This window comes from Luteolibacter luteus (genome assembly GCF_012913485.1).
GTDB classification, from domain to species: Bacteria; Verrucomicrobiota; Verrucomicrobiia; order Verrucomicrobiales; family Akkermansiaceae; genus Haloferula; species Haloferula lutea.
The window spans coordinates 3056885-3069013 of sequence record NZ_CP051774.1 but is presented as its reverse complement, the minus strand read 5'-3'; the positions used below and the strand labels follow the sequence as shown (position 1 = coordinate 3069013).

The window sequence follows — 12129 nt, the reverse complement described above, 5'->3', positions numbered from 1 at the left end:
GCCCTTGCGCGATCCAAACAGGCGTTCCATGTTGGCTGCGGATTTTCCCGCACGATCATGGCCTTGGATTCCCAACAACAGCGATCCGCCGCGCAATTCGACCGGCAGGCGGGAAACTATGGCAAGCAGCACATCCTGGCGGACACGCGAGACGTGGCGGCGCTGCTGGAACTCATCCCCGATGACGAGAAGCACGGTCGCGCGCTGGATATCGCAACCGGCGGCGGGCACACCGCTCTGGCGCTAGCGCAAGCGGGCTATGTGCCGTGCATCGGCGACCTGGCCCCTGCGATGCTGGAGAACGCTCGGAAGATGATCGAGGCGGAGGGCTTCGCGGTGGAGTCCGTGCTTTTCCCTGCCGAGAGCATTCCTTTCCCCGATGCTTCCTTCCGCATCGTGAGTTGCCGCGTGGCACCGCATCATTTCAGCGACGTGGCGGGGTTTATCCAGGAGAGCTACCGGGTGCTGGAGCCAGGTGGCTATTTCATGGTGATCGATGGAAGCCTGCACGATGACGATCCCGAGACGGCGGAGTGGCTGCATCAGGTGGAGAAGCTGCGCGATCCGTCCCACGGTCGTCTGTTAGACCGGGCGACGTGGGTGAGGCTGGCAGAGGAGGCAGGCTTTACGGTGATCCAGGCGGAACTGCAGCCGATGTTGCAGCCGGATCTGGAGTGGTATTTCAGCGCCGCGGCGACTTCTGAAGAGAACCGGACGCAGGTGAGGAAGCTGATTGCCACGGCGAGCCCGCATGTGCGCGAGGCGATGCAGATCGAAACAGGCGAGAAGGTGAGCTGGACTTGGCAGCGGGTGAGCCTGCTGGCGAGAAAGGTCGTCTAGCGGCCCTGAGATCAGCTTCCCATCATCGCCGGCTTGTCTTCCGGGGAAATCGGGCGGATGGATAGGATCTCATTCTCCGCCATGACCGCAGAACTATCCCTCGCTCCGGAGTCTTCCCCGCTTTCACGGTTCGGTCGCGTGAAGGGCTACTTCGCGAAACGGAAAAAGCGCTATCTCTCGGCCTTCGTCGTTTTGGCCCATACGGCGGGTGCCTTGACCTCAATCGAGGCGATCATGGAAACGCGGACCTCCCAAGGAGCGATCGCCTGGGCTCTCTCACTGAATCTTTTCCCCTATGGCGCGGTGCCTGCGTATTGGGTCTTCGGCCACAGCGAACTCCAGGGATACGTGGTGGCCCGGCGCTCAAGCGCGGCGGACTTCCAGTATGTCTCGGACAAGCTGAGAAACGCGCTGACAGAACGTGAGCTGCGCTCCGAGATCGAGAAGCCGATGGGCAAGATGCTGGAGAAGCTGGCGGGGCTTTCCTTCACCCGCGGCAACGAGGCCGAGCTGCTGATCGATGGCGAGGCGACCTTCAACTCGATCTTCGAGGCGATCGATGCGGCGCAGTCGTACGTGCTGGTGCAGTTCTACATCGTGAAGGATGACGAACTCGGGAGGAAGCTGAAGGACAAGCTGATCGCGAAGACGACGACTGGCGTGAAGGTCTATTTCCTCTACGATGAAATCGGCAGCCTCTCGCTGGGAAGCGGGTACGTCCGTGAGCTGCGGGACGCAGGCGTGCAGATCCATGCCTTCAGCACCAGCAGGCGCGATGGGAGGAAATTCCAGCTCAACTTCCGGAACCACCGCAAAATCGTGGTGGTGGATGGGAAGACTGGCTTCACGGGCGGCTTCAACGTGGGAAATGAATACGTGAGCCAGCATGCGACGCTGGGGGCTTGGCGGGATACCCATCTCCGCATCCGCGGCCCGGGGGCGGCGATGCTGCAGGTGCCTTTCGGAGAGGATTGGTATTGGGCAACGGGGACCGTGCTGAACGAGCTGTCATGGACGCCGAGCGCCTCCGAATCCGGCGCGGATGTGAGTGCCCTCTGCCTGCCGACCGGACCGGCGGACAAGATGGAAAGCTGTGCGCTCTTCTTCCTCTCCGCGATCAATAGCGCGGAACGGCGGATCTGGATCGCGAGTCCCTATTTCGTCCCGGACGAGCAGATCATTTCCGCGCTACAACTGGCGGCCTTGAGGGGAGTGGATGTGCGGCTGCTGATCCCGGAGCAACCGGACAACAAGCTGGTGTACTTTTCAGCCTATTCCTACCTGAAGGACGTACAGGGAACGGACATCAAGATCTACCGCTACAACCAAGGCTTCATGCACCAGAAGGTGGTGCTGATGGACGATGATTTCTCCAGTGTGGGTTCCGCCAATTTCGACAACCGTTCCTTCCGCCTGAACTTCGAGATCACGATGGCGATCAAGAACCGCGATTTCGCAGGAAAGGTAGCGACGATGCTGGAGGAAGACTTCAAGCGGAGCCGGCTGATGACCCAGGAGGAACTGGATCAAAAGCCTTTCCACTTCCGCTTGGCCTCGCGTGTTTCCCGTCTGCTGGCACCGCTTCAATGAGCGATGGGATCGATTAGTGCCTGCGCTGGGTCATCATGAACTCGTTCCCCTCGGGATCGATGCACATGGCGAGGTGCAGCGGGTCCTCCGGGGTATCATTGGGCTCGCTGGTCAGGGCACCACCACACTCCGCCAGGCGGCGGATCCCTTCCCGCAGATCGTCGAGCTGGAAGGAAAGGCCGGTCCAGGTGCGCTTCCCCTCCCCGCCGCCATGAACACCGATCGTCGCGCCGGCGATGACGATTTCGCTCCAGACTTCGGACTCGAAGCTGACCACGCCGCCAAAGAGCTCGCGATAAAAGCGGAGACAGCGCTGCCAATCGGCGGCCCAGAGGACATATTTGACTTTTTCGACCTTCATTAGACCTGCGCAAAATGTCGCAAATGAAGGCGGTTGTGAAGGTTGCATTCCGCACCCGGAACTTGCAGGGTTCCGATTCCGTCCGCTTTTCCTAACCTTAAGGATGACCCCCCAAGTCCCTGAACCAAAAGGACCCCGGAAGATGGTGAACGCTGGCCGGAGAAATGCGATTGAATGAATCCCCGGGCGAAGCCGTCTCTCGGGTATCCCTTATCAAGAAGAAGGAGGAACCACAATGAAACCACGATATTTTCCCATGCTGGGAACCATCTTCGCCTTCACGGCGGCGGGTGGGATGCTGCTTCCCTCGGCAGCCCTGGCACTTTCCACCGAAGTCGAGTCGAACGAGGACGTCGAGGTCCTGACTCGCGGTCCGGTCCACGAGGCTTTCGCGGAGACTGTCAGCTACGAGCCCGAGGCGGGCATGATCGTGGCCTCCGCGCCACCGGCCCTGATTGAGGAGATGCCGCCCGAACAACAGCCGGAAGGTGATAACGTGACTTGGATCTCAGGCTACTGGGCTTGGGACGATGACCAGTCCGACTTCCTCTGGGTGAGCGGTGTCTGGCGGAATATCCCGCCCGGCCGCGAGTGGGTGCCCGGCTACTGGGACGAGCTCGATGGTGGCCGCTACCAGTGGGTATCCGGTTACTGGCAGGACCCTGAAGAAGAGGAAACGACGTACATCGCGACCGCTCCGCCGCGTACGGTGGACACCGGCCCGAATGTCGATCCTCCGGGTGACGACTACACCTGGATCCCGGGCAACTGGCGCTATCAGGAAACCCGCTACGTCTGGAGCCCCGGCTACTACACTCCGCTCCGCCCGAACTGGACCTGGGTGCCTTCCCGCTACAGCTGGTCGCCCCGCGGCTATGTGTATGTGGACGGCTACTGGGACTACGCGGTGGTGAACCGCGGCGTGCTCTTTGCCCCGGTCTACTATCGCCGCCATGTGTGGGAAACCCCGGGCTACTACTACACGCCTAGTATTGTGGTGAGCCTCAACGTGTTCGCGGACCACCTCTTCATCCGCCCCCGTCACCGGCACTACTATTTCGGCGACTACTACGCCCCCCGCTATCGCGAGATCGGCTTCTACGCCCCCTTCGCATGGCAGCGTGCCCATCGCGGGTATGACCCGATCTGGTCCTACCAGCGCTGGAATCACCGCCACGACCACGCGTGGGAGCGCCGCTATGAAGACAACTACAACTTCTTCCGCGACAACGATCGCTTCCGTCCGCCGCATACCTGGGCCGCCATGCGCGCGCTGCAGAACGAGCGCTTCGACGACGATCGCGGCCGTAGCCGTCTGTTCGCAAACAACTTCAATACTTACGTGCAGAGCCCCGAACGCGGACAGCGCTTCAAGGCCCTGAACCAGGAGCGGCGCCAGCAGATCGTGGCCCAGCGCCAGGAAATGCGCGACTTCACCCGCCAGCGTAAGGAAATCGAAGCCAGGCCGATTGCCGCTGCCGGCGATGGCGAAGGCAAGAAGACGATCAAGGAGAAGCTGCGCCGCTCGCCGGTCATGGGCCGTCAGACCGCCCAGCTGGCCGAGAACGAACGTCCGCCGCAACGCCCTGAAGGTCGCAAAGGCCGCGCAGGAGCCGCAGCAGATGGCGCTCCTGCCGGCGATGGAGCCGCTCCAGGCGATGATGGCAAGCTGACCCAGAAGGAGAAGATCCGCCGTGCCATGGGTGGTGGTAAAGGCAACCAAGGCGGTGCCGACCAAGCTGATGGCGGTGGCCAAGGCGGTGCGACCGATGACGGCAAGCTGACCCAGAAGGAAAAGCTGCGTCGTGCCGCGGGTGGCGGTGCCAACAAGGGTGGCGATGGTGCCACCGGCCCCGATACCACCGGTCCCGGTAAAAAGGACACTGCTGACGACAACGCCACCAATGATGGCAAGCTGACCCAGAAGGAGAAGATCCGCCGTGCTGCAGGTGGCGGTGGCAACAAGGGTGGCGACGGTGCCATCGGCCCCGATACCACCGGTCCTGGCAAGAAAGACACTGCTGACGACAACGCCACCAATGACGGAAAACTGACCCAGAAGGAGAAGATCCGCCGTGCCGCTGGCGGTGGCAACAAGGGTGGCGATGGCGAGAAGGCCAACCCGACCCCGAAGCGTGAAGTGCAACCGGCACCAAAGCGTGAAGCGGAGCCACAGCCGAAGCGCGAGGTGCAGCCGCAACAACGTAAGGAGCAACCGGCTCCGAAGCGCGAGGCTCAACCGCAGCCGAAGCGTGAAGCCCAGCCGCAACGCAAGGAGCAGGCCGCACCGCAACAGCGCCAGCAGACTCAACCGAAGCAGCAGCAAGCCCCGCGCAAGCAGCAGCAGAAGAAGCAAGAGCCCAAGGAGAAGGAGCAGGCTTCCCGCCAAGCCCAGCGCAGCCCGCAGATCGCGGCGCAACGCCCGGCTCAGCCGAAAGCCCAAGCCCGCCAGCAAGCTGCCCAGCCTCGCAAACAGCAGGCCCAGCGTCCGCAACAACAAGTAGCCCGCCAACAAGCGGCTCAACCGCGGAAGCAACAAGCCGCCCAGCGCCCTCAACAGCAGGCCCGGCCGCAGCAACAGGTGGCCCGGCAGCAACAGGCCAAGCGGCAGGCACCGCAACAGCGTGACGGCAAGAAGAAGGGCGACCGCGAGAAGTCGACCAACTGATCCGCCAAAAGCGATCCAAGACTATCCAAGCCGCGCGAGTGAAAGCTCGCGCGGCTTTTCTTTTGAACCAGCCGAGCAGGACCGATCGGAAACGATCACCAGAGCCTCACTTCCTCCGGCGCAGGAAAAGGGCCGAAGCTCCCAAGCCTGCTAGGGCCGCTCCACTCGGCTCGGGGACGGCATTCGCGCTTATCCTCCGACCGTTGCTGTCCACGAGGAAGGCTTCAAAGGAGGTATTAACGGTTAGCGGACCGTTCACCCCCGTCGTGGTGGTTGAGGCTCCCGGGGATATGACGATCACATCCCCTGTCTGGATGAAACCCGGTTGCCCCGCGCCATAGAGATACATGTCGGTCGCCACGAGGTCGTTGTAGTTCACACCGTTCGCCAGGCCTACCAGGTTCTGATTCGGGCCTCCATTGAAGGAATAGGTCAGGGTGCCGACGATGTTCTTATCGAGATTGAAGTAATTTCCCGCGCCCTGCAGTACCACGAAGAAGTTTTCATTCTCGATCAGGACGCCCTCCTGAATCGTGAAGGTGATCGTCTCGGGCAAGGTCACGGTCATGAAGTCGCCATTGCCTCCGGAAAGGAGGGCGGCGACCGCGCCATGTGCGCTGGAGGCTGCCAGCAGTGTGAGAATCGCGAGAGTACGGGGGTGGGGAATCGTCAGCTTCATGAGGCGGAGGGGAAAGAGTCCTGTAACTCGTCTATCTACGACATATCACGTCAACCCCCTCCGCGGAATCCTGAGTTTCCCCGATTTCCGCGTGGTGCGATGCCGGATCGCCCGTGGGGGAGATCCCCACGGCTTTCCCCTATCGGCTCACAAACAACACCTTCCGGCAGCGCTGGCCCCGCCCCTTCTTTGACTAGCCGACCCCCAGCACCGTCGCGAGGAAGGGTGCGGTTCGCGACTTCTTCGACTTGGCGACCGTCTCCGGCGGACCTTGGGCGATGATCGTTCCGCCTTGGTCACCGGCTTCGGGGCCGAGGTCGAGAATCCAATCCGCTTCGGCAGCGACGGCCATGTGGTGTTCGATCACGACGACGGTGTGTCCCTCATCAACGAGGCGGTGCAACACGTCGATGAGCCGCTTCACGTCTTCCAAGTGGAGACCGACGGTCGGCTCTTCGATGAGGTAGAGATTGGTCCGGTTCAGCGTCTTGAGGTTCTTCGCTGAGACGCGGCCCTTGGTGAGTTCGGTGACGAGCTTGATGCGCTGGGCTTCACCGCCGCTGAGTGTGGGCGAAGGCTGCCCGAGCTGGAGGTAACCGAGACCCGTATCCGCGAGGAGCTTCAACGGGGCGGCGATCCGCGGCTGGGATTCGAAGAACTCGGCGGCCTGCTCGATGGTCATGCGCAGCACTTCACCAATGTTCTTTTCCCGGAAGCGGACTTCGAGCGTCGCCGGATTGTAGCGCATCTCGTTGCAGGCCTCGCAGGGCACCCAGGTGCTGGGCAGGAAATCCATCTCCAGCTTCACGCGGCCATTGCCCTCGCAGACAGGGCAACGGCCATCGCCGGTATTGAAGGAGAAACGGGAGGCTTCGTAGCCGCGAACGCGGGAATCAGGAAGCTGGGCGAAGAGCTTCCGGATATCGTCGAAGACTTTCACGTAGGTGGCGGGGCAAGAACGCGAGGTCTTGCCGATCGGCGATTGGTCGACTTCGTAGGTGGACTGGATCTTGTCGAAGTTCAGCGCCTTCGCGAAGGGAGCATTCTTGTCTTTCCTGCCCTTCCGCTGGCCTGCCGCCGCAATGGCGAGGCAGGAATGCATGAGCGTCGATTTCCCGGAGCCCGAGATACCTGTTAGAACGGTAAGCCGGCCCAGCGGAATCTGGACATCGATTTCCTTCAGATTGTTCGCGCGGCAGCCGGTGACGGTGAGGAAGCCGTGGTCCTTCTTCACCGCGCGGCGCTCCCCGCGGCTCGGATGGATGATCGGATTTGAGAGCGCTCGATAGGTCGGCGAAGCGTGGATATCGACAGTCGAAGGACCGACATCGGCGGCCTTTGCCTTGCGCTTCTTCGCAGCCTTCGCCGTGCCGGGAGCGGGCACTCGCGGAGGCGCTCCTTGGTAAACGATCTGGCCACCGAGGCGGCCGGCACCGGGACCGAGGTCGATGAGGTGATCTGCACGGGCAATGGTGTCTTCGTCGTGCTCGACGACGATGAGGCTATTGCCGCGATCGCGGAGCGCCACCAGCGTTTCTAACAGGGCGGCATTGTCGCGCGGGTGAAGCCCGATGGTCGGTTCGTCGAGGACGTAGAGGACACCGCGGAGATTCGAGCCGAGCTGTGCAGCGAGACGGATGCGCTGGCTTTCGCCGCCGCTGAGCGTGCGTGCCGAGCGATCCAGCTGAAGATACCCGAGGCCAACTTCCTGGAGGAAGGAGAGGCGCTGGCGGATCTCCGGAAGGATATCGCGGGCGATCAAGGATTCCCGGTCGCCCTTGATCGTGAGCTTTTCGAAATGCCCGGAAGCATTGTCCACCGGCAGGCGCGCCAGGTTCGCGAGCGGCGTGCCTTGGAAACGCACCGCTCGGGCCTCGGGATTCAGGCGGGCACCATGACACTCGGGGCACTCGACGAGTTCCTCGTCTTCCATGCGCTCGATCTTGCGATCGGCATCCATCTCCGCCTCCAACACGGATTCATAGCGGGAGGTATCGAGGTGGTGACGATGCTTCGGCACCATGCCATGACCGCGGCACTCCGGGCACCAGCCGTGCGGCGAGTTGAAGGAGAAGAGGCGCGGGTCGAGCTCTTCGAAGGACTGGTGGCAGCTCGGGCAACTGGCCTCGCTGGAAAGAAGGAGGAACTTCTTGTCCGGCGTGAAGAGCTTGAGCGTGCCCTTGCCGATATCGAGGGCGCGGGAAATCACCGCAGGATCGAGGAGACCCGTCTTCCCGCTAGCGGAAAGAGCAGCCTTGCCCTTGGTTCCCGATCGGCTGGAGGCGTCCGACCCTACCTCAGCGACAACCACATCGATGTCGTGCTCCTTGAAGCGCTCGAGACGGGTGAAACCCTCGGCATCGCGGAACTGCTTGTCTACGAGGAGTCTCGTAAATCCCTGCTTGAGCGCCCACTCGGCGACTTCGGTATGGTAGCCCTTGCGACCCCGGATTACCGGCGCGAGGATCGAAACGGGCCCCTTTTTCAGAAGATCGCGGATGCTTTGTTCAATCGCGGCGAGCGACTGCTTCTCAACGGGAACGCCACAATCCGGACAGTAGCGCGTCCCGAGCTTCGCGTAGAGCAGGCGGATGAAGTTCCACAGCTCGGTGACGGTCGCCACGGTGGACTTCATGCCTCCTTGGGAAACGCGCTGCTCGATCGCGACCGTCGGCGGCAGGCCCGCCAGGGAATCGAGTTCTGGCTTCTCAAGCTGCTCCGCAAACTGGCGGGCATAAGCCGACATCGAATCGAGGAAACGGCGCTGGCCTTCCGCGAAGAGGATATCAAAGGCGAGCGTGGACTTGCCCGAACCGCTGAGGCCGGAGACCACCACGAAGCGATCCCGCGGGATATCGATCGAGATGTTCTTCAGGTTGTGCTCACGGGCGCCACGGAGTTGGATGGTATTGGTGGAACGATTGACCGGACGCGGGACGGGCTCTTCCTTGAGACGGGACGAGACCACGAGTTCCGTTTCCTTCTTCAGGAAGGGCTTGAGGAAACGGGAGGTCTCGGTGTCGAGGCTCGCGATGTGCTCCGGGCTGCCTTCCGCGACGAGCTTGCCGCCCTTGGCGCCGGCTTCCGGGCCGAGGTCGAGGATCCAATCGGCGCACTTGATCACGTCCAGGTTGTGCTCGATGACGAGCAGGCTGTGACCGGCATCGACGAGACGCTGGAAGACGCCGAGCAGACGCTCGATGTCAGAGAAGTGGAGGCCGGTGGTTGGCTCGTCGAGGATGAGCAGCTTGCCGCCCTTTTTCTTCGCGGGCTCGTCTTCCTTCCCCACGGCATCGGCCATGAGTTGGCAAAGCTTGAGGCGCTGGGACTCGCCGCCGGAAAGCGTGTTCAGCGGCTGACCGAGCTTCAGGTAGCCGAGGCCGACTTCGGAGAGCGGGCGCAAGAGCTTGCAGACTTGCTCATGCCGCTTCGTATGCGGAGTGCTCAGGCCTTCCGTTTCGCCGTAAAAGGCGATCGCTTCATCGATGCTGAGATCGAGGATATCGGCGACGGACTTGCCGAGGTAGTGCAAATCGAGCGTGGACGGCTTGTAGCGGCGACCGGAGCAATCCGGGCAGGTCACGTGGAGGTCCGAGAGGAACTGCATCTCCACCTTCTCGCTGCCGGCACCGGCACAACGGTCGCAGCGTCCCTCCCCGGAGTTGAACGAGAAGAAGCCGGTATTCAGTCCGCGGGACTTGGCATCATCGGTCTGGGCGAAAAGCTGGCGGATGGGATCGAAAGCCCCGACGAGCACGGCGGGCGTGGAGCGCGGGGTCCGGGCTAGAGGCGACTGGTCGACGAGCAAGACGTCTCCCAAGTACTGCGTTCCCCGTAGATCTTTGATCGGGGCGGGATCGAGCTCGGAGTCCTCCTTGCGCAGCTTGCGCGCGATGTTCGCGTAAATGACATCGTGCGAGAGCGTGGATTTCCCGGAACCGGAAACGCCGGTGAGGCAGACGAAGAGGCCAAGCGGCAGATCGAGATCGAGCTTCTTGAGATTGTGGCGGCTGGCACCGCGGATCTCGATCTTCTTGCTGCCAGGCTTGCGACGCTTTTCCGGGACGGGGATGAAGCGTTCCCCGGAAAGCCAGGGCAAGGTGCCGGCCTGCTGAGTCTTCGCAGCCTTACCCTTCGGCGCGGCGGAGCGGAGCGCCCTGCCATGGGAGACAGGGCCCTGGAAGATGAGTTGGCCACCGTGCTGCCCGGCAGCGGGACCGATGTCGAGGAGCTGGTCCGCCGCGCGCATCACGGCTTCTTCATGTTCCACAACGACGAGGGTATTTCCCTTATCTCGCAGGCCTTCCATAACGCCGACAAGGCGATGGATGTCGCGGGCGTGAAGTCCGACGGTCGGCTCATCGAGAACGAAGAGCGTGTTGGTGAGGGAAGCACCGAGGCAAGTGGTGAGGTTCACGCGCTCGATCTCACCGCCACTGAGCGTGCGGGCGGGCCGGTCGAGCGTGAGATAGCCGAGGCCGACTTCATTCAGATAGCGGAGGCGGGAGGTGATCTCGGTGAGGATCAGCTTCAGCGAGGGATCCGGATCGGTGACCGAGGCTTCGTGGACATTGAACCACTCGCGGAGGTCTGAGATCGGCAAAAGCCAAAGGTCGGGAAGGGTCTTGCCATCGATCTTGTAACAGAGGGCTTCCGGCTGCAGGCGCTTGCCACGGCAGGTGGAGCAGGTGGTGTAGGAACGATAGCGGCTGAGGAAGATGCGGACGTGCATCTTGTAGGCCTTCGTCTCCATCCAATCGAAGAAGCCCTTCACCCCATACCATTCGCCATTGCGCCAGCGCTCTTCCAGCGCTTCCATATCGACGGTGGACCCGCCGGTAGTTCCCTTAGTACTATGGTCTCCATAGTAGACCCACTCGCGCTCTTCTTCTTCGAGGTCTTCCCACGGGGTGTTGACGCTGAGGCCGCGCTCTTTGGCACAGCGCAACAGGTCGCGCTGGCACTCCTCGCCGCGCTCGCCTTGGAAGGGCTTGATGACGCCTTGCTTGATGCTCAGCGAGGGATCAGGAATGGATTTGTCGAGATCGAGTCCGATGACCCGGCCGAAACCGCGGCACTTGGGGCAAGCCCCGAGCGGATTGTTGAAGGAGAAGAGCGCGGGCGACGGCGGACGAAGAGAGTTGCCGGTGGCGGGGTTCGTCCAAGTGGACGAGAAAAGACGAGCTTCGAACTTCGCGCCCTTGGCCTTCGACTTCGCAGTGAAGACGAGCGCGACATGGCCCTTACCCAGAGTGAAGGCATGCTCGAGCGCCTCGAGAAGGCGCGGGCGGTTTTCCTCGGTGACAGGAAGGCGGTCCTGAATGACAGAGACCTCTTTCTTCAGGTCGCTGATCTTCTCACCAGCAGGCTCATCGGTGCGGTAGATCTCATCGCCGATGAGGACGCGAAGATAACCCTGCTGATTGAGGAAGGGGAATAGCTCCGCACTTTTCGTGTCCGCGGGAATGGCGACGGGAAAGGTCACCATCACCTGATAGCCTGTTAGATTGGCGAATGCCCAAGCGGCGGTGGAGTCCGCGGAATCCGGGCGGATTTCCTCACCCGTATCCGGATCATAGCCACGGGCGGAGCGTCCATAGAGGAGCTTCAGGTAATCATTGATCTCCGTGAGCGTGCCGACCGTGGAGCGGGTGGTGCGGATATTGTTCTTCTGCTCGATCGCGATGGCGGGCGGGATGCCATCGATGTGATCGACGACCGGCTTGTCCATGCGGTCGAAGAACTGGCGGACGTAGGGCGAGAAGGTCTCGACGTAGCGGCGCTGGCCTTCGGCGTAGAGGGTGTGGAAGGCGAGCGACGATTTCCCGGAACCGGAGGGACCGGTGACGACGGTGAGTTGGCCGAGCGGAATATCGAGATCCAGCCCCTTCAGGTTATGCTGGCGGGCTCCGCGGATGCGGATGACTTGGGAGCCAGGGACGGGCGGAAGCGAAGGGGGCGACGACTTTTTCGCGGGCACGGCGGGAGAGT

At 62.1% G+C, this 12129-nt stretch carries 6 protein-coding genes; 3 read left to right on the top strand and 3 right to left on the bottom strand.

Annotated features, from left to right (window positions below; translation table 11 throughout):
- Positions 1-57: 57 nt before the first annotated feature.
- A complete protein-coding gene (locus tag HHL09_RS12805) occupies positions 58-840 on the top strand; it encodes a class I SAM-dependent methyltransferase (RefSeq protein ID WP_169455028.1) in 783 nt (260 codons plus the stop codon).
- An 81-nt stretch (positions 841-921) separates the two neighbouring features.
- Positions 922-2430 carry a cardiolipin synthase gene (cls, locus tag HHL09_RS12800; protein ID WP_169455027.1) on the top strand — a complete coding sequence of 503 codons (1509 nt, stop codon included), beginning with the start codon at positions 922-924 and terminating at the stop codon, positions 2428-2430.
- A 13-nt stretch (positions 2431-2443) separates the two neighbouring features.
- Here cls and HHL09_RS12795 read toward each other — a convergent pair whose 3' ends face one another.
- Positions 2444-2791 (bottom strand): VOC family protein, encoded by a 348-nt coding sequence (locus tag HHL09_RS12795; RefSeq protein WP_169455026.1) that lies wholly within the window; start codon positions 2789-2791, stop codon positions 2444-2446.
- 256 nt (positions 2792-3047) lie between these two features.
- Between HHL09_RS12795 and HHL09_RS12790 the strand changes: the two genes are divergently transcribed.
- Complete coding sequence (locus HHL09_RS12790; protein WP_169455025.1) at positions 3048-5459, top strand: YXWGXW repeat-containing protein; 2412 nt, start codon at positions 3048-3050, stop codon at positions 5457-5459.
- A gap of 106 nt (positions 5460-5565) precedes the next feature.
- On the opposite strand, the gene HHL09_RS12785 is transcribed toward HHL09_RS12790, so the two are convergent.
- On the bottom strand, positions 5566-6138 hold the full coding sequence (locus tag HHL09_RS12785; protein WP_169455024.1) for a PEP-CTERM sorting domain-containing protein: 573 nt from the start codon (positions 6136-6138) through the stop codon (positions 5566-5568).
- A 193-nt stretch (positions 6139-6331) separates the two neighbouring features.
- Positions 6332-12118: an excinuclease ABC subunit UvrA gene (gene uvrA / locus HHL09_RS12780; protein ID WP_169455023.1), complete on the bottom strand. Its 5787-nt coding sequence runs from the start codon at positions 12116-12118 to the stop codon at positions 6332-6334.
- Positions 12119-12129: the final 11 nt, after the last annotated feature.

Coding starts and splice junctions, on each gene's coding strand:
- HHL09_RS12805 (WP_169455028.1), top strand. CDS start 58: ATGGCCTTGGATTCCCAACAACAGCGATCCGCCGCGCAATTCGACCGG.
- cls (WP_169455027.1), top strand. CDS start 922: ATGACCGCAGAACTATCCCTCGCTCCGGAGTCTTCCCCGCTTTCACGG.
- HHL09_RS12790 (WP_169455025.1), top strand. CDS start 3,048: ATGCTGGGAACCATCTTCGCCTTCACGGCGGCGGGTGGGATGCTGCTT.
- HHL09_RS12795 (WP_169455026.1), bottom strand. CDS start 2,791: ATGAAGGTCGAAAAAGTCAAATATGTCCTCTGGGCCGCCGATTGGCAG.
- HHL09_RS12785 (WP_169455024.1), bottom strand. CDS start 6,138: ATGAAGCTGACGATTCCCCACCCCCGTACTCTCGCGATTCTCACACTG.